Raw genomic sequence first — 19,067 nt, 5'->3', positions numbered from 1 at the left:
CTTAAGAATATTCTCTGAATGGAATTTCTAGTTGAGTTCCATCTTTATCTTTTGTATCTAGATTAGAAATAGAAACACCCAATAAACGAACAGGTTTTGTTGCTGTAAAACCTTCCGTTAATAATTCGTAACAAAGATTATCAAACAAAACTTTGTCTTTAATAACAAACGAAGCCGATTTACTTTTTGTAGAAACCGTAAAGTCGTTGTATTTTATTTTGACAGTTATTGTTCTTCCAAAAATGGTTGTATTGGTAGACCAGTTCCAAACATCTTCCATAAGTGGAAATAATGCAACTTGTAATTCTTCTAAAGTTTCGATGTCTTTGCTAAAAGTAGTTTCAGAACCAGAAGATTTTCTAATTCTTGTAGGATTTACCTCTCTGTTATCTAATCCTCTAACAATATTATAATAATACAAACCAGATTTTCCGAATTCTCGTTGTAATTTCTCTAATTCCAGATTTCTCAAGTCTAAACCAGTGTGTATGCCCATCATCTGCATTCGTTCGGCAGTGACTTTTCCAATTCCATGAAACTTTTTTATAGGAAGATTCTCTATAAATTCAGTTGCCATTTTGGGTGTTATTACAAATATTCCATCAGGTTTGTTGTAATCGGAAGCAATTTTTGCTAAGAATTTATTGAAAGAAACACCAGCTGAAGCGGTTAAATTTGTACGCTCTTTTATTTTTTGTTTAATTTCTAGAGCTATTTCTGTTGCAACCTCAATATTTTTATGATTTACTGTCACATCTAAATAAGCTTCGTCTAAAGATAATGGCTCAACCAAATCGGTATATTCTAAGAAAATTTCTCTAATTTGATTAGAGACTTCCTTATAAACTTGGAACCGAGGTTTTACAAAAATTAACTGAGGACATTTTCTTTTTGCAACAACAGATGACATGGCAGAACCAACACCATACTTTCTCGCTTCGTAGCTTGCAGTTGCAATTACACCTCGTTCTTCATTTCCACCTACAGCAATGCATTTCCTTCTTAATTCTGGGAAATCTCGTTGTTCTACAGATGCAAAAAATGCATCCATATCGATGTGAATAATTTTGCGAAGCATACTACAAAAGTACTCGCTTTATTTTAAATGAAAGTCTTGTATAAAAGCTTTTAGATTTTTTTTGTCGGCAACAATTGTTAAATAATCACCTAACTTGATTTCAACATTTCTATCGGGATTATGAATGATTTCTCCATTACGCTCAATAGAAACAATAATACCTCTTGAGTTGTCTTTTACCCAACCTACAGTTTTGTATTCTAAGCGACAAAAATCTTGTGGCACAACAACTTTATCTAAAGTAAAGTTATCGGTGTTTTTAATTTCATTTTCTTCTGGAGGAGTTTCTCCAATAATTTGTAAATATTTTTCGAAACGTTGAAGTTGTTCATCTGTACCAATAATACCAATTTTATCAAAAGGATAAAGAACAGATTCTGAGTTTGGTGTTTGCAAAATTCGATCTCCACGTTTAATATAAGCAATGTTAATCTGAAATTTTGTTCGCCAATCTAAATCACCTAAACGTACACCAATAAAATTAGCATTCTGCGGAACTGTCATATCAGAAATATGCGTATTATCCCATGTATATTGAAATCTTTCTTGTTTTTTTCTTTGTTTTTCTTCTTCTTGAACAATTTCTCTTTCATTCAGATTATAAATAAATTTTGACTGAATATAATTGTAGAATTGATTAAAATATTTTGATAGGAAATACATTGTAATTATTAATCCTACGGCTAAAATAAGAGAAGCAATTGTACTTGAAAAGAATTGATTGTAAATGAAAATAATACCTACAAAAACTAAAATTAAACGAACCGTTATTATAGCAATAATAGGTGCACGGTTAAAGTTAGATTCATCCCAAAATTCTCTAATAAGATCACGTTTTGGACGATTACCAATTATAGCCCAAATAAAAGGAATACATAGAATTACAGTTAAAATTACTCCAATTAAACTTGCTCCAAAATAAGTAAACCATTCTGTAAGTAGAATAACAAAGAAGTTTTTTACGATTAAAGTAATGGCAATAATTATGATACTATTTATTGAAATAGTAGAGATTGTTTGCGTAATTATTTTTTTCCATTTACTCTCATTTTGAATATGCTGCGTATCAGTTGAATAGTTTTCTATTCCTTTTAAAACTTTTTGAGGTAATATTTTATTCAATAAATTATAAACTTTCTCAGAAGAATTAATAAGATAAGGCGTTGTAAATGTTGTGATGGCAGAAACACCAATTGCTACAGGAAACAAAAAGTCGCTTGTTACACCAAGTGTTATTCCTAAACCAGCAACAATAAAGGCAAACTCTCCAATCTGTGCCATACTCATACCAACTTGTATAGATTGTTTTAATGGTTGACCAGAGGTTAATGCACCAATGGTTGTAAAGATTAATTTTCCGACAATTGTAAGCAAAGTAACAATTAAAATAGCCCATTTATGTTCGTACATAGAAACGGGATCTATCATCATTCCGATTGAGATAAAAAATATTGTTGCAAATAGATTTTTAACGGATTGGAAATTATGTTCAATCTTTTCTGCATAAACTGTTTCCGCTAAAATAGACCCCATTACAAAGGCACCTAATTCTATAGAAAATCCAGCGCTATCTGCAATGTATACCATACCTAAACAAAGCCCAACAGATATAATTAATAAGGTTTCATCGTCAATATAATTTTTAATTGCACGTAAAAATGTTGGAATTATAAATATTCCTCCAATAAACCAAACAGCTAAGAAAAAGCCTAATTTAACAAAAGAATTAATTAGCTCTACACCATTAAAATGTTGGCTAACTGCCATTGTAGAAAGCATTACCATTAATAAGATAACAACGATATCTTCTACAATTAAAATACCGAAAACAACTTTAGCAAATTTTTTGCGTTTAAGTCCTAATTCGTCAAATGCTCTAATAATAATAGTAGTTGAAGAACTTGCTAACAAACCACCAAGAAAAATACTATCCATTGTAGACCAATTCATAAATCGACCGACAAAATAACCTACTGTTACGATACAGACAATTTCTACAATTGCGGTTATGGAGGCAGAACCTCCAACATTGAGAAGCTTTTTGAAACTAAATTCTAAACCTAAACTAAATAATAGAAAAATTACACCAATTTTTGCCCATATTTCAACATTGTGCTCTTCTGCAACAGATGGCATAAAATCGAAATGTGGACCAACTAAAAATCCAGCTATAATGTAACCTAAAACTAAAGGTTGATTAATTTTTTTGAAAATAAGTGTAGTAATTGCTCCTACACATAAAATTAGTCCTAAATCTGTAATGAGTTTTGGCAGGTGTTCTTCCATGGAGATAAATAATCTGCTCTAAATTACTAATTTTTCTTGGACGACCTTTTATAACAGATGATGTATTTTAATTTTTTTTCGTGATATAGAACAAAAAAGATGCTTTTATAATGGTTTCAGGAACACATCTAGATTTAACGTCATGTAAAGCTGAAATGATGCTTGGACAAGATTGAAGAAGCATAAAGCTTATTCCTTATAATCTTACATCTAAAATCTTAAAACTAAATCAACTTCGTTATTATACTATATTTTAACCGCAAAGAACACAAAGTTTTCGCAGAGAGCGCTAAGTAAGCCTTACTTCTTATAATCTTACATCTAAAATCTAGTTTCTAACCTCTAACGTTATCTTAGCTAAATAAGAATCTCCTTCAGATTTTACTTTTGTGCAATTTAATTTATGATGATTACAAGCATTTTTCAATGTATCAAAATCTAGGTATAACCAATTAATGGTATCTTCAATTTCACCTTTGTAATGAACTGTAAAATCTAATTCTCCATAATAATTTCCATTACTAGGTATCCATTTTCCACCATCTTCATCTTCATCAAACATGTAAATAATATCTGTTCCATCAATTAATACTTGTCCATTTTCAGCTAACAACTTTTTTATTTTATCTAAGTATACATTAATTAGAATTAAATTCTGAAAAATTCCAGTACCATTCATTAAAAATAGAATAGTATCGAATTTATTTTCTTCATTTAAATCTAAAAAATTATGAACGTTGGCTTTTTCAATTCCTCTTAATTTGCATGCTTCTATAGCTTTTGGAGAAATATCGATTGCTGTTACATCAAATTTATTTTCTTGTAAGTATAAACTATGAGATCCTGCACCTGCACCAACATCTAAAATATTTCCTTTTGCTAATTGTAATGCTTTTTGTTCTAAACTAGGCATTTCATCATATCCTCTAAAAAGATAATCTATTGGCATTATGTCTAATTCAGAGATAGAAGTTTCTGTATATAAATCTTCAGGCGAATTATTCGTTTGATAATCTAGAATAGCTTGTCCAAATAAGTCTTTCATAAATAATTAGTTTGCATTTTGTTTTGCTAGAATAGCTTCTACAATTTGTTTTGCATGCACGCGAGAATTCTCAATAAACCAAATATTGGTTAACATACCACCACATACAACGCCAGCCAAATATAGACCATTTACATTTGTTTCCATTGTAGTTGTATTATAGTTTGGTGTTTTTAATGCATCATTACTTAAAGTAATTCCTAACTTTTGTAAAAAGTCAAAATTAGGATGATATCCAGTTAAAGCCAAAACAGTATCATTTTCAATTTCTAACTCTTCATTTGGTGTTTTAACAGATACTGATTCCTCATTAATAGATGTTATAGTAGAATTAAAGTAGGCTTTTATACTACCCTCTGCAATTCTATTTTCTATATCTGGACGAACCCAATATTTTAAATTTTTAGTAAATCCTTCTCCTCGAATAATCATTGTAACATTAGCGCCCTTTCGGTAACATTCTAATGCAGCATCTACCGAAGAATTATTTGCTCCTACAACTACAACGTTCTGAAAAGAATAGGGGTGTGCTTCTTTGTAATAATGATGAACTTTAGGTAAATCTTCTCCCTTAATATTCATCATATTTGGAATGTCATAAAAACCAGTAGCTAAGACAACATTTTTAGAAGAGTAATTGTTTTTATTTGTCTTTATATCAAATTCTGCTTTATCGTTTTTAGTGATATCAAGAACTTCTTCGTATAAGTGTAAATTAAAATTGAAATATTTATGAATGTTTCTATAGTATTCTAAAGCTTCTTGTCTACCAGGTTTTGGTGAAATACAATTAAAAGGAATCTCTCCAATTTCTAATCGTTCTGCTATAGAAAAGAAAGTCATATATAAAGGATAATTGTATAAACTATTTGTTAAAGCACCTTTTTCTATAATTAAATAAGAAAGATTATTTCTTTTAGCTTCTATGGCACAAGCTAAACCAATTGGTCCAGCTCCAACAATAATTAAATCATAATTTTCTTCCATGAAACAAATTTAGAAAGAATAAATAGTTTAGGAAATTAACTTTTTTGTCAAATTTTTTAAAGAAAAGCAAATCAGTTGTTTGGTAGTATAAAAAAAATTAATACTTTTGTTTAACAAAAATGTCAAACAAAAATGTTTAATCAAATATAATGAAAGATCAAACGGAAGAATTAATAAAAAATACAGCCAAACGAATGTTTTTTACTGAAGGTAAATTTAATGCAACAACACAAGAAATTGCAGATGAAGCCAAGGTAAATAGAACTCTTATAAACTATTACTTTAGATCGAGAAACAATTTATTTGAGAATGTTTTTGAGGAAGCAATGAAACAAGAACATGAAAAGTCTGAAGCTATTTTACATTCTGATATGACTTTTAAAGAAAAGATTGAAAATTATATAGACTATAGTTTAGAAGTAGCATTAGAGTATCCTTACCTAGAAATTTATTTAGTAACACAAATTAATCAAGGTTGTGCTTATAAAGATCATGAGCAAATGGATAAAATAATGAAGGTTCTAACAAAAGAGCTTAATTGTGAAATTGAAAAAGGAAATATATCTCCAATAGAACCTTTTCAGTTTATAATGAACTTAGTTTCATTGGTTACGTTTCCTATTTGTATGCGTCCATTAATACAAGAATCATTTAAGTTAGATGATAAGCAATATGTTGAAATAATTTCTCAGAGAAAACAAATTATTATAAATACACTATTTAACTAGTAAATCGATGAAAAGATTTAAATTACTACTATCAATTTTATTTGCTGGTGTTTTATACCAAAGTAATGCACAAGATATTGTGTCCTTAAAGGATGCAGTAAATTACGCATTACAAAATAAAGCAGACGCAAAAAGAGCAGATTTAGCTGTAAAAAAAGCTGAATTTCAAATTAATGAAGCGAGAGCAGGGGCTTTGCCTCAAATAAGTGTTAACAGTGGTGTAACGTACAACCCAATTCTTCAGAAAATGGCCTTGCCAGGAGAATTTGTAGGTCAGCCAGGACAAACTTTATTTGCTCCATTAGGAACTAAATTTAATTCAAATTTAGGGGTTAATATCAATCAAAATATTTTCGATCAACGTGTTTTTACAGGTTTAAAAGCTGCTAAAACTACTCGCGAGTTTTATCAAGTAAATGCTGAATTAACAGACGAACAAATTATTGAGCGTGTTGCAAATGCATATTATCAAGTTTTTGTGCAAGAAGAAAAACTACAAACGATTAATATCAGTTTAGAAAACACAACTAAAGTGAAAAATGTTATTAAAAGTTTAGTTGATAATGGTTTAGCAAAACAAATAGATTTAGATAGAATTATTGTTCAATTGAATAACATTTCATCTAATCGTCAACAATTAATTAATGCTGTTAATATTAATAAGAACTCATTAAAATTTTACATGGGTTATCCAATAGAACAGGATATTGATTTAGCACAAGAATCTATTCAACCGAATGATCTTTTGTTAGAGGAAACAATTAATGTTGAAAATAGAACAGAATATAAGGTTCTTTCTAAACAAAAAGAATTATTAGGTTTTGCTAGAGATGCAGAAAAAGCAAGTTTATATCCGACAGTAAGTTTAGCTGGTAACTACGGTTTACAAGGGTTAGGAGATAAATTTATTACTTCTAAAGATTTTTATTGGTCAGAATTAGCTAGTATTGGTTTAAATGTAAAAATTCCAATTTTTACTGGTGGTGCTACGAAATCAAAAATTGGTCAAGCAGAAATTGATTTATTAGATATCGAAGAACAAATTAGCGACACAAAACTAGGGTTAGATTTAGAATATCAAAATGCAAAAGCACAAATAGAAAATGCTTTAAAAACAGTTGATATTCAGAAAGAAAATGTCTCGTTAGCAGAGAAAGTTTTGACAAATACACAAAACAATTACCAACAAGGATTAGCTAATTTAACAGAAATTCTAGATTCTGAGAATGCACTTACAGATGCACGAAATAATTATTCTAATGCTTTATTAGAATATAAAATAGCAGAAGTTGCTTTAATAAAAGCAAAAGGAGATTTAAAAACATTAATTCAATAATATAACCGATTTTTATGAAATCAGTAAAAACACTAATTTATATACTAATTGCTTTAGGATTAATCGCTGGAGCAGTTTATATCATCAAAAATAATAAAGCAAAACAAGAAGAAGAAGTTGCTATTGTAAATCAGGCGAATAATGAAGTTGTAGTAAATACAACGAAAGCTAAATATGCAAGTTTAAATTCAGATTATTCTTCTAACGGAACGTTTGCACCATCGCAAGAATTAACTTTTCCATCAGAAATTTCGGGAAGAATTGTTCGTGTTTTGGTAGATGAAGGTGATTATGTTCGTGTAGGACAAACAGTTGCAACAATTAAAAAAGATGCAATCGAAGTAGATATGACGCAGGCTCAGAACAATTTACAGAATGCAGTTATAGATAATCAACGTTACGAAAACGCTTACAAAACTGGAGGTGTAACAAAACAACAATTAGACAATTCGAGATTACAACTTAAAAATGCGAAAGCAGCAGTTAATGCACAAGGGATTCGTGTAAGTGATACAAATGTAAGAGCTACAATTTCTGGTGTTATCAACAAACGTTATATAGAGCCAGGTTCTGTTGTTGCACCAGGAACACAAATGTTTGACATTGTAAACGTTTCAAAATTAAAATTACAAGTAACAGTTACAGAAAGTGAAATTGTAGGTTTAAAAGTTGGACAAACAGTAAAAGTTTTAGCAAGTGTTTTTGCAGACAAAGAATTCGTAGGAAGAATTTCTTTTATAGCACCAAAAGCAGATGCATCTTTAAATTTCCCTGTAGAAATTGAGGTTTCTAATAATCAAGATTTAAAAGCTGGTATGTATGGTACAGCAGTTTTCTCTACAAAAGACGATGTTAATGCTGGTAAAAATATGTTAGTTATACCTGCAGGTGCTTTTGTAAACGGAATTAGCTCAGGACAAGTTTTTGTGGTAAACAATAATGTAGTAAAATTAACAAAAGTTGTAATTGGTAAAACAGTAGGAACTAATGTTGAAATTATTAGTGGAATAAGTGATGGTACAGAAGTCGTAACAAGTGGACAAATTAACTTGAAAGATGGTGCTAAAGTAAAAATTGTTAAATAAGATTAATTCTACATGAAATTAGCAGAAATATCAATTAAACGCCCATCGATGATTATCGTATTATTTACGATTCTTATTTTGGGAGGGCTGTTTAGTTATACGCAAATGGGATATGAATTAATCCCTAAATTCGAAACAAACGTTGTAACAATTTCTACCGTTTATCCAGGAGCTTCTCCAAACGAAGTAGAGAATTCTGTTACAAAGAAAATAGAAGATGCTGTTGCAGCATTAGAAAATGTAAAAAAAGTTGAATCTAAATCGTACGAAAGTTTATCAGTAGTAATGGTGACATTAAATGCTGGTGCAAATGCGGATTTAGCTTTAAATGATGCGCAAAGAAAAATTAATGCAATAGAGAAAGATTTACCAGATGATGTAGATCCTCCATCATTAACTAAATTCTCTTTGAGTGATTTACCAATTATTACAGCTGGTGTAACATCAAATAAATTAACAGAGAAAGAATTATACGATTTATTAGATAAAAAAATCGAACCAGTTTTATCTCGTGTTACGGGAGTTGCGCAAGTAAATTTAATAGGTGGACAAGAACGTGAAATACAAGTTAGTTTAGATCCTCAGAAATTAAAAGGATATGGATTATCTGTACCACAAGTTCAGCAAGCTGTTCTTACATCTAATTTAGATTTCCCAACAGGAAGTGTAAAAACAAGAGAACAATCAACAATTATTCGTTTATCTGGTAAATATAAATCAGTAGAAGAATTAAATAATTTAGTGATTAATTCTAATAATGGTATTCAGGTTCGTTTATCTGATGTTGCTTATGTAGAAGATTCACAGAAAGAAGTAGAAAAAATTGCACGTGTTAATCAAAACTCTGCAATTGTTGTACAGATCGTAAAACAATCAGATGCAAATGCGGTAGCTGTATCAGAATTAATGAAAGCTACAATAGCAAAAGTTGAACAAGATTATAAAACAGAAGGTTTAAAAGTTCAGATTGTTAATGATACATCAGACTTTACTTTAGCGGCTGCTGATCACGTTATTTTCGATTTAGTATTGGCTGTAATTTTAGTAGCAATTGTTATGTTATTGTTCTTACACAGTATTCGTAACGCATTTATTGTAATGGTTTCTATTCCAGCATCGTTAATTGCAACGTTTATCGGAATGTATTTAATGGGGTATACCTTAAACTTAATGTCACTTCTTGGTTTATCTTTAGTTGTTGGTATTTTGGTGGATGATGCAATTGTTGTATTAGAAAATATTTACCGACACATGGAAATGGGAAAATCAAAAATTAGAGCTTCTTATGATGGAGCAAAAGAAATTGGTTTTACCGTTACAGCCATTACATTGGTAATCGTTGTAGTATTCCTTCCTATTGCCATTAGTTCTGGATTAGTAGCCGATATTATTGCACAATTCTGTGTTACAGTTGTAATTGCAACATTGCTATCATTATTATCATCTTTTACAATTGTACCTTGGCTATCTTCTCGTTTTGGGAAATTAGAGCATATTACAGGTAAAAATATTTTTGAGAAATTTATTCTTTGGTTTGAAAAACAATTAACAGCATTTACGCATTTTGTTTCTAACTTATTAGAATGGTGTTTAAAATCTACAGCTCGTAGAATTGGAGTTTTTATTGGAGTTTTTGCGTTGTTAATTGTTACAGTATGGGTATTAATGGCTGGTAAATACATTGGTGGAGAATTTTTCCCGAAAACAGATAAAGGAGAGTTCTTGGTACAAATGGAATTACCAAAAGATGCAACAATAGAGGAATCTAATTTTGTAACTCAAAAAGCAGAAAAATTTCTTCGTGGTAAGAAAGAAGTTGTGGATATGATTACAACTGTAGGTCAAAGTTCTGAAGGATTTGGAGCTTCTCAAGCTACTGCATATAAAGCTGAAATTGATGTAATTTTAGTAGAAAAAGACAAACGTGCAGATAACTCATTTATTTATGCAGCCAAAGTAAAACAAGAATTACAGAAAGAATTAGTTGGTGTAAAAGTAAAAACTGTACCAGTAGGTCTTATTGGAGCTGAACAAGCACCCGTTGCGTTAGTTGTAACAGGTCCTAATTTAGAAAGTGCTATGAAGTTTGCCGAATTAGCAAAAGCTGAGTTAGAGCAAATAAAAGGTTCTTCGGAGGTTAAGTTAACATCAGAAGCTGGTAATCCAGAGATTAATGTTCAAGTAGATCGTGATAAAATGTCTTCTCTTGGATTAGATTTACAAACTGTTGGTTTAACAATGCAAACAGCTTTTTCTGGAAATACAGACGGAAAATTCCGTGCAGGTGATTATGAATATGATATTAATATCCAATACAATAATTTTAGTCGTTCTAATATAGATGATGTACGTAGTTTAATTTTTGTAAACAGTAAAGGTCAACAAATTAGATTAGACCAATTTGCTACAGTTATGCAAAGTTCTGGACCAAGTTTCTTAGAGCGTCGAGATAAAACACCATCTGTGACAGTAGAATCACAAGCTGTAGGACGAACTTCAGGAGATATTGTAACAGAATTTAAAGAGCGCTTAACAAAAATTGATAATAAAAAACCAACAGGAGTATCGTATGTTTGGGGAGGTGATGAAGAAAATCAATCCGAAGGTTTTGGTACATTAGGTTATGCTTTAATGGCTGCGGTTATTTTAGTTTACTTAGTAATGGTAGCATTATATGATTCATTTGCTTATCCTTTTGTTGTATTATTCTCAATTCCATTATCGTTAATTGGTGTATTCTTAGTATTAGCATTAACTAATAACTCATTAAATATTTTCACTATTTTGGGTATGATTATGTTAATTGGTTTAGTGTGTAAGAATGCCATATTATTGGTCGATTTTACGAATCATAGAAAAGAAGCTGGTGAAACAACACACGATGCTTTAGTACAAGCCAATCATGCACGTCTTCGTCCAATTTTAATGACAACAATTGCCATGGTATTTGGTATGATTCCTATTGCATTAGCAAAAGGAGCAGGAGCAGAGATGAACAATGGTTTAGCATGGGTAATTATTGGTGGATTAGTTTCATCATTATTCCTTACCCTAATTATTGTCCCAGTGGTTTACTCACTTTTTGATAGTCTGATTAATCGCTTATCAAAAGGAGAAAAGGTGGATTATGAAGCAGAAATGGTTGCAGATTATGAAGCGAGAGAAATTAAAGAAGAATGGGAATAATTCATTTTTAATGATATAATTTAAAGAATCGTTCAGTTTATCTGAACGATTTTTTTTATTTTAATGTTTTTTGATTGAAATAATTATTAATTTTGTAAAACTAATTCATTGCTAAATAATAAGTGATGAGGTAGTAGTTTATTATAATAACGCCTAAAGATGATTAATTACGTCTATTTATTTACTATTAAGTATTATTGATGTTAATGATTGTCTTAACCAAACCAATAAAATACCAATTTTAAACCTAAATTTCTTGATATGAATAAGTTATATTATTTCTTATATTTCTTGTTCTTTACTATGTTTTCTACAGTAGCAGAGGCAAGAGAAAATTCGATTCTGTTGAATTTTGATTATATAAATCAGTCTACTTCACAGGTTATTTCATTTAATGCTTTCTCTGAAAAGAGATATGATGATGTAGACTTTTTGTTAACTGCAACTTCAGACTCAGGTTTAGAAGTGACGTATTCTTCAGCGGATACATCTATTGCAGAAGTTTATAAAGATCCTAATGACGGTAATAGATGGAAACTGAAAATAAATGCAGTTGGTTCTGTTATTATTACAGCCTCTCAAGCTGGAGATGAAACTTTTGATGAAGCTGTTCCTATAAGTCAAAACCTAGTAATAAATCCAGCAATCTTAATAATTACAGCAGAAACAAAATCAAAATTATATAGTGAAGAAGACCCAGAATTAACCTATAATGCGACAGGTTTTGTTAATGCGGATGAAGCATCTGTAATTCTTACGGGAATGTTAACACGAACTGAAGGAGAAGCGGTGGGGACATATCCTATTTTACAAGGCTCTTTATTAGCTACATCATCTTATACGATTAATTTTGTTGGAGCAAATTTGCAAATTGCTAGAGCTCCTTTACCAGATATTACATTCGAAAATGAAACATTTGTATATGATGGTACTCCAAAATCTATAATTGTAAAAGGAGAGATACCTCCAGAAGTTGTTATAACCTATACAGGGAACGAACAAATAAATGCAGGTACATATACAGTGAGCGCATTTATAGATGGAGGAATTAATTATGCATCAGAAACATTAACTGCAATTTTAGAAATTACAAAATCTCCCCAAACAATTACTTGGACACAAAGCCTAATTACAGGTTGTTCAGGAGAAACCCAGATTGTTTTAGATGCAACAGCAAGTAGTGGTTTACCCATACAGTATTCTTCATCTAATCTAAATGTAGCAACAGTTAATGGAAATATTTTAACGATTAATACGGCGGGATATTCAGATATTAAAGCTTATCAGTTGGGGAATCAAAATTATTTAGAAACTGATACGATTAGAAAGTTAAATGTTAGGTTAATAGGAAAAGTAAAACAGAAATGGAATGATGTTTTGGTTTTTGATAATACAACCAATAAATATGTATCGTGGCAATGGTATAGGGATAATTCGATACTTACGGGTGCTACTAGACAATATTATACAAGTGCTCCAGTTCCACTATCTGGAACTTACCATACTGTGGTAGAGGATACAGACAGAAATTTTATGGAAACTTGTCCTTTTAATGTGTTAGATGGTATTAGTAAAGGAGAAATAAAAGTAACACCAAATCCTTCTCCAAGAAATGGGAGTATTAAGATTGTATTAGATTATACAGAAGAAGAACTAAAAGATGCTCGACTTTTAATTGTAGATCTTACAGGAAATATTTATAGAGAGTTTACAATGGTTTCGCCAGAGATTAATATTCCTGCTCCATCTAATCCGAATATGTACATTATCTATCTGTATTTTCCTACAGGAGATAAAACGACTGTAAAGTTTTTAGTGAATTAATTTTTGTAAAATAATTTTAGATGAAAAAGAATAATAATTTTAGAATTACACTAATTCTTCTACTATTTTTTACAATAGGAAAAGCGCAAGAAATAAGTGTTTATGCAAATGGTGGTTTACAAGGGTTAAACCATAAGCTAAAAGGAGGAACCAATAAAATTGATTTTGGTGGGAAATTAGGAATAGGGTATACGTACTATTTAGACGATCATTTTGCAGTTGTAACTGGGATTGAAGGAAGCATATATCAGAATAAATTAAAATTTGAAGAATTAGATTATCGTTCAGAGCAAGTAGATAATGATGGAGATGCATTTGAGTTTCGTGCGCAAATTAAAAATTATCAAGAAAAGACGAAATTAACAACCATTAATATTCCTGTAATGTTACAGTACAGAACATTTAATGCAACCAACCAACAGTTTTATTTTAATGTAGGAGGAAGAGTTATTATTCCTATGGTTGGAAAAACAGATGCAACTGTCGAAGAATTTCGCATAACAGGATATCATGCAGATACTAATGTAGAATTAGAAGATTTACCCAATCATGGTTTTAATTCCTATTATAATTGGGAAGGTGAAATAAATGATAAATATAATATAGGGCTTGCTCTAAGTTTAGAAACAGGATTTATTTTTGAATTATCTACCAACTTTAGATTGTATACAGGTATCTATGCAGATTATGGATTGACGAATATGATTACATCAAGAGAAAATAAAGATTCTAAATTTTTAATAACATATGACCCAGATGGGAGCGATAATCTACCAAATACAATTATGAGAACTTCTAAACTTGTGGATAAATCAAATTTATTATCAGCAGGTATTCAAATTAGATTAGGTTTTGGTTTGGGAGGTTCAGAGTCTTGTCAATGTAGAAGATAGATTTTAGAAGATAAAAATCTTATTATTTTTCTATTTAATGGTTTCATTGTAAATAAGATGAAAGTTATCGTATTTCTTTTTTAGACGTTGTTTAGCTTTTTTCACAGAATCTATGGAAATACCTAATAATTGAGAGATTTCATGATTTCTTAAATCTAATTTCATTAGAAAAATTATTCTAAGATTAGATTCTGTTAAATCTGAGAAGTTGTTGTGTAAGAAGTCTACAAAACTTTTTTGTTCTTTTGTAAAAGAATTTTTAAAATTAATCCAGTTTTCATCTGTCATTAGATGAGAATCTAATAATTTATTTAATTCTCCTTTTTCTTCTTCTAAATGTGAAACGGTTGACGAATTTTTTGCTTTTGTAATTTCGTTATTTAAAACTTCAATTTGTCTATTCCTTTCCAATAAATAATCTTTGTAAGAATTTAGAGTATTGGTTGTTTTATTTAGTTTATTATCAGATTTTAATTTCTCATTTTTTAATGATAAAACCTTATTTTCATAAGCAGAATGTTGAATTTTTATTCTTCTTTTAGAAGAAATATAAACAAAAATAATAATCAGAATTAAAAGGAAAGCAATTACAATTAATGTGTTTCTTAGTAAAACAGATTTCTCTGACTTTATTTTTTCTGCTTCGTATTGATAATTGAAGTTCTGTTTTTGTATATTCCAATTAATCTCATTAATCACATTTTCGCCATCCGTAATTTTTAATGATTTATCTAATTCATCTAGCTTACGTCTAGCAATTAACTCTTCGTTATCGCTTTTAGTTTTTACAGCAATTTCAAGTAAAAGGGAGTAAATATCATGCTCAAAACTATTAAGATGATTTTTAGTTGAAGCATATATTTGTGCCTCGTTTAAAATATCTTTAGCCAAATTAACTTCATTTAATTTTAAATAGAGTTTACCCAATCTAATTTTAGCAAACATTAGGTTTCTAGGGTCATTTTCTCTTTCAGAAATCGCAATGTTTTCTTTTAAATTTTTAATCGCGAGGTTATAGTCTTTATCATTGATATTAATTAATGCAATGTCGCCCAAAGCCTTTGCATAACGAATTTCATCATCGTTTCTGAGCGCATTGTTTTTTGTTAATTCAAAATAATGATTGGCTTTTTTATAATTTTTTTTATCAATATAAATATGTCCAATTGCATTAAGAATTGTCCCATATTCTTTGTCACTTTTAGATGTATATTTAAGCGCTAAATGAAGGTATTTTTCAGCTTTGTTTAACTCTTTTACATTCATAAAAAAGAAAGCGTTCTTTTTGAAGGTTTCACTTTTCTGAAAAATATATTGAAGTTCTTCTGTATCTAAAAGTTTTGAAGATTCCATGAAATAAGGATAAGCTTTTTCATAATTACTAAACGTGTAATAATAAAAACCAATTTCTGTATTTAACCAACTGTATAAATTCGTTAATTCTTCTTTTTTTGCTTGTTTTAAAGCTTCGAAAAGTAATTGTTGACTTTTAGGGTTTAATTTATCTATTTCTTGTGTATAAATTTTTGCTAATTGTACTTTATATATAATATCTAAATTTTTAGCGATAAAAGGATTGGCATTTTTCTTATACTCATCAAATCTTACTTTTAAAGAAGCAGAATCTTTACTCTCTTTGCTTTGTTTTATAACATAGTCCAATAAAACAATATCTTCTGTTCTAATTGAAGTAGAGAAAGAAGAAAAAATAATAGAGATTGAAAATATAAAAAATAAAACAATAAAGGAATTTCTCATAATATTTTCCAAATATAATTTTAAAAATATAATAATTGGAAAAAAAAGTAATATAATTTTCATTAAATCACAAAACTAAAACAATTGATATTCAGTTGAATAAAAAATGTCCACCCCAATGTCCACCCCAAAAATTAAGTTCCAAACCCTAACTGCTCTATTTTTGTATAAGAAATTACTAACTAATCTAGAATTTACTAACCAAACCTAAGAAAATTTTATAAACCTAGAATTTTTGTATCAACCTCGACCAGTAGTTTGTTAAGAAATCCTCAGAGTTATAAATTCTAGGGGATTTTTTATGCGTTGTATTTTATTCGTAATTTAGTAGAATAATTACAACAATGGAAAAATTTAAAAATATAAAATATTCAGTGTTAGATTTGGCTTATGTAAGAGAAGGAGAAAGCCAAAACGAAACATTTAAAAATACATTGGCAAATGCAAAATTTGTAGAAGATTTAGGTTATTCACGTTATTGGTTATCAGAACACCATAATATGCCAAATGTATTAAGCGCAGCAACTTCAATTTTAATTGGTTATGTTGCTGGTGGAACTTCAAAAATTAAAGTTGGTTCTGGAGGTGTAATGTTACCTAATCATACAACACTTTCTATTGCAGAACAATTTGGTACTTTAGATGCACTATATCCAGATAGAATAGATTTAGGACTTGGGCGAGCTCCAGGAACAGATCAATTAACTGCATCTATCTTACGAAGAGGAGAAAATTTTATGCACTATAATTTTGAAGATGAAATTAATAAACTTCAACAATATTTTAGTTTAGAAAACAATACTAGTAAAGTTAGAGCTATACCTGGAGAAGGAGCTAATGTACCTCTTTATATTTTAGGTTCTAGTACAGATTCTGCTTTCTTAGCTGCTAAATTGGGATTGCCTTATGCATTTGCAGGTCATTTTGCTCCTCAACAATTTTATAATGCTGTAGAAATTTATCGTTCACATTTTAAACCATCAGTTTATTTAGATAAACCTTACACAATTGCTTGTGTAAATGTTATTGCTGCTGATACAGATGAAGAAGCACATTACTTATCGATGTCGATGTTTCAAAGTTTTTTAAATATCATTATCGATAAAAGACAAGCGGTTGTACCACCAGAGAAAACTGAATTAGAAGTAGCTTCACCAGAACAAAAGTATATGTTGAAAGGCATGACTGCTTTATCATTTATTGGTTGTAAAAATACATTAGCACAAAGTTTTAGTGATTTTATAGAAGAATCTAAAGTGAATGAAATAATGGTATCGACTAATATTTTCGATCAAAAAGCGAAAAGAAAATCGTATCAAATTTTAAGTGATTTATTTCGCTAATTAAATGAAAAAGAAAAAGTCATTATCAAAAATTGATTATTATTTGATGTTTATAGATAACTTTAAAGATCAATTTACAATTGTTTTGTCTATAAATCTTGTTTTATTTTTTGCGATAAATCAATTGCATCAATTATTTCCTCAAGTTTTTTTACAAGCTCGTTTTCATGATTATTTTGAGTTATTTTCTTATCAATTTGATTTGAAAGAATTTTTTGAAGTTCTTTCTTATACTTATTTAGGATCTTTTATAATTCACTTAATGACATATAAGCTTAATAAAACAATTATATTTCGTCTAAATGCTTTATTATTAGTAATTGCGTCATCTTACCTTTGGTCGATAATAGCTGTAGAAAATATTTATTATCTTCTACAACATACGCATCTGCTTTTTATTTTAGCAATCATTGGACAGTTTATTTTATATGGAATTGTAGGGAATGAGTTTTTTCAATTTTTCAAAAAAACGATAAAACAACCTAAAATCAATCATTCTTAATTATATTTGCTCAAACTTAATTTTTACAAAAATCGAACTATGCATTCTTTTGATAAATTTCACGAATTAGTATCCAAAACAATAAATGAAAATCCATTTTCTAACTCGCCAGAAGAATTATATGAACCAATGGACTATATCTTAAACATTGGTGGAAAAAGAATTCGTCCAATTCTAACTTTGTTAGGAACAGATTTATTTGGTGGAGAAATCAAAGAATCACTAAAACCATCACTTGCGATAGAATTTTTTCATAATTTTTCTTTAATGCACGATGATATTATGGACAATGCTTCTTTAAGAAGAAGTAAAATGACTGTTCACGAAAAATATGGTGTAAATACAGCAATTCTTTCAGGAGATGCAATGTTGGTAAGAGCTTATCAATTTTTAGAAGATTTAGAACCAGTACTTTTTAAACGTTGTACACAATTATTTTCTCAGACAGCAATTGAGGTTTGTGAAGGACAACAATTTGATGTGAATTATGAGACAAGATTAAATGTTACGTATGAAGAATACATTAACATGATTTCTCTTAAAACAAGTGTTTTACTTGGTGCAGCATTAAAATTGGGTGCAATTATAGCAGGAGCAAAAGAAGAAGAGGCAGATAAACTATATCAATACGGTTTAAATCTAGGAATTGCTTATCAATTAAAAGATGATTATTTAGATGTCTTTGGAAGTTTAGAGCATTTAGGTAAAAAACATGCTGGTGATATTTTTGAAAATAAAAAGACTATTCTTTACATCTCTGCATTAGAAGCAGCAAACGAAGAACAAAAAGAAGAATTATTATATTGGTATAATTCGAACACAGATAATATTGATAAAATTTACGCTGTAGAAAAATTATTTAGAAAGTTAAATGTAAATAAAAAGCTTTCTATGTTAATTAGAGAATTTACTAATAAGGCACACAAATTCTTAGATGAAATAGATGTTCCAGAAGAAAGAAAAGTACATTTAAGAGAATTGAGTGAGGTACTAATTGATCGTCAAGGATAAAAAAA

At 29.4% G+C, this 19,067-nt stretch carries 14 protein-coding genes; 9 read left to right on the top strand and 5 right to left on the bottom strand.

The window, feature by feature from the left end; translation table 11 throughout:
- Position 1: 1 nt before the first annotated feature.
- The 4 genes from dinB to BUA86_RS07730 all read right to left on the bottom strand — a co-directional run bounded on the left by dinB (position 2) and on the right by BUA86_RS07730 (position 5,396).
- Complete coding sequence (gene dinB / locus BUA86_RS07745) at positions 2–1,078, bottom strand: DNA polymerase IV (protein ID WP_072931410.1); 1,077 nt, start codon at positions 1,076–1,078, stop codon at positions 2–4.
- 18 nt (positions 1,079–1,096) lie between these two features.
- Positions 1,097–3,364, bottom strand: coding sequence for a cation:proton antiporter (locus BUA86_RS07740; RefSeq protein WP_072931408.1), 2,268 nt, complete (start codon positions 3,362–3,364; stop codon positions 1,097–1,099).
- 328 nt (positions 3,365–3,692) lie between these two features.
- Positions 3,693–4,409 carry a class I SAM-dependent methyltransferase gene (locus tag BUA86_RS07735; protein ID WP_072931405.1) on the bottom strand — a complete coding sequence of 239 codons (717 nt, stop codon included), beginning with the start codon at positions 4,407–4,409 and terminating at the stop codon, positions 3,693–3,695.
- 6 nt (positions 4,410–4,415) lie between these two features.
- Entirely contained in the window at positions 4,416–5,396 is a 981-nt protein-coding gene (locus BUA86_RS07730) for a YpdA family putative bacillithiol disulfide reductase (RefSeq protein WP_072931403.1), read from the bottom strand.
- A gap of 149 nt (positions 5,397–5,545) precedes the next feature.
- Here BUA86_RS07730 and BUA86_RS07725 point away from each other — a divergent pair, with 149 nt between their 5' ends.
- The 6 genes from BUA86_RS07725 (at position 5,546) to BUA86_RS07700 (ending at position 14,448) form a co-directional block, all read left to right on the top strand.
- A complete protein-coding gene (locus tag BUA86_RS07725; RefSeq protein ID WP_072931401.1) occupies positions 5,546–6,124 on the top strand; it encodes a TetR/AcrR family transcriptional regulator in 579 nt (192 codons plus the stop codon).
- A gap of 7 nt (positions 6,125–6,131) precedes the next feature.
- Complete coding sequence (locus BUA86_RS07720; RefSeq protein ID WP_072931399.1) at positions 6,132–7,460, top strand: TolC family protein; 1,329 nt, start codon at positions 6,132–6,134, stop codon at positions 7,458–7,460.
- A gap of 14 nt (positions 7,461–7,474) precedes the next feature.
- Positions 7,475–8,545 carry an efflux RND transporter periplasmic adaptor subunit gene (locus BUA86_RS07715; RefSeq protein WP_072931398.1) on the top strand — a complete coding sequence of 357 codons (1,071 nt, stop codon included), beginning with the start codon at positions 7,475–7,477 and terminating at the stop codon, positions 8,543–8,545.
- 12 nt (positions 8,546–8,557) lie between these two features.
- Positions 8,558–11,731 carry an efflux RND transporter permease subunit gene (locus tag BUA86_RS07710; RefSeq protein WP_072931396.1) on the top strand — a complete coding sequence of 1,058 codons (3,174 nt, stop codon included), beginning with the start codon at positions 8,558–8,560 and terminating at the stop codon, positions 11,729–11,731.
- Between the two features lie 261 nt (positions 11,732–11,992).
- Complete coding sequence (locus BUA86_RS07705; protein ID WP_143147267.1) at positions 11,993–13,555, top strand: MBG domain-containing protein; 1,563 nt, start codon at positions 11,993–11,995, stop codon at positions 13,553–13,555.
- A gap of 20 nt (positions 13,556–13,575) precedes the next feature.
- On the top strand, positions 13,576–14,448 hold the full coding sequence (locus tag BUA86_RS07700) for an outer membrane beta-barrel protein (protein ID WP_072931392.1): 873 nt from the start codon (positions 13,576–13,578) through the stop codon (positions 14,446–14,448).
- 30 nt (positions 14,449–14,478) lie between these two features.
- On the opposite strand, the gene BUA86_RS07695 is transcribed toward BUA86_RS07700, so the two are convergent.
- Positions 14,479–16,206, bottom strand: coding sequence for a tetratricopeptide repeat protein (locus tag BUA86_RS07695; RefSeq protein ID WP_143147266.1), 1,728 nt, complete (start codon positions 16,204–16,206; stop codon positions 14,479–14,481).
- 344 nt (positions 16,207–16,550) lie between these two features.
- Between BUA86_RS07695 and BUA86_RS07690 the strand changes: the two genes are divergently transcribed.
- Genes BUA86_RS07690 through BUA86_RS07680 form a run of 3 tightly spaced genes read left to right on the top strand, consistent with a single transcriptional unit; the run spans position 16,551 to position 19,062 of the window.
- Positions 16,551–17,549 carry an LLM class flavin-dependent oxidoreductase gene (locus BUA86_RS07690; protein ID WP_072931387.1) on the top strand — a complete coding sequence of 333 codons (999 nt, stop codon included), beginning with the start codon at positions 16,551–16,553 and terminating at the stop codon, positions 17,547–17,549.
- 4 nt (positions 17,550–17,553) lie between these two features.
- Positions 17,554–18,051 carry a hypothetical protein gene (locus BUA86_RS07685; protein ID WP_072931385.1) on the top strand — a complete coding sequence of 166 codons (498 nt, stop codon included), beginning with the start codon at positions 17,554–17,556 and terminating at the stop codon, positions 18,049–18,051.
- A 39-nt stretch (positions 18,052–18,090) separates the two neighbouring features.
- A complete protein-coding gene (locus BUA86_RS07680; protein WP_072931383.1) occupies positions 18,091–19,062 on the top strand; it encodes a polyprenyl synthetase family protein in 972 nt (323 codons plus the stop codon).
- Positions 19,063–19,067 lie beyond the last annotated feature (5 nt).

Origin of the sequence: Chishuiella changwenlii, from assembly GCF_900142565.1 — a bacterium.
GTDB lineage: Bacteria > Bacteroidota > Bacteroidia > Flavobacteriales > Weeksellaceae > Empedobacter > Empedobacter changwenlii.
Note: the sequence above shows the minus strand (reverse complement) of the source record. Positions and strands in the feature narration are given on the sequence as shown.

Coding starts and splice junctions, on each gene's coding strand:
- dinB (WP_072931410.1), bottom strand. CDS start 1,078: ATGCTTCGCAAAATTATTCACATCGATATGGATGCATTTTTTGCATCT.
- BUA86_RS07740 (WP_072931408.1), bottom strand. CDS start 3,364: ATGGAAGAACACCTGCCAAAACTCATTACAGATTTAGGACTAATTTTA.
- BUA86_RS07735 (WP_072931405.1), bottom strand. CDS start 4,409: ATGAAAGACTTATTTGGACAAGCTATTCTAGATTATCAAACGAATAAT.
- BUA86_RS07730 (WP_072931403.1), bottom strand. CDS start 5,396: ATGGAAGAAAATTATGATTTAATTATTGTTGGAGCTGGACCAATTGGT.
- BUA86_RS07725 (WP_072931401.1), top strand. CDS start 5,546: ATGAAAGATCAAACGGAAGAATTAATAAAAAATACAGCCAAACGAATG.
- BUA86_RS07720 (WP_072931399.1), top strand. CDS start 6,132: ATGAAAAGATTTAAATTACTACTATCAATTTTATTTGCTGGTGTTTTA.
- BUA86_RS07715 (WP_072931398.1), top strand. CDS start 7,475: ATGAAATCAGTAAAAACACTAATTTATATACTAATTGCTTTAGGATTA.
- BUA86_RS07710 (WP_072931396.1), top strand. CDS start 8,558: ATGAAATTAGCAGAAATATCAATTAAACGCCCATCGATGATTATCGTA.
- BUA86_RS07705 (WP_143147267.1), top strand. CDS start 11,993: ATGAATAAGTTATATTATTTCTTATATTTCTTGTTCTTTACTATGTTT.
- BUA86_RS07700 (WP_072931392.1), top strand. CDS start 13,576: ATGAAAAAGAATAATAATTTTAGAATTACACTAATTCTTCTACTATTT.
- BUA86_RS07695 (WP_143147266.1), bottom strand. CDS start 16,206: ATGAGAAATTCCTTTATTGTTTTATTTTTTATATTTTCAATCTCTATT.
- BUA86_RS07690 (WP_072931387.1), top strand. CDS start 16,551: ATGGAAAAATTTAAAAATATAAAATATTCAGTGTTAGATTTGGCTTAT.
- BUA86_RS07685 (WP_072931385.1), top strand. CDS start 17,554: ATGAAAAAGAAAAAGTCATTATCAAAAATTGATTATTATTTGATGTTT.
- BUA86_RS07680 (WP_072931383.1), top strand. CDS start 18,091: ATGCATTCTTTTGATAAATTTCACGAATTAGTATCCAAAACAATAAAT.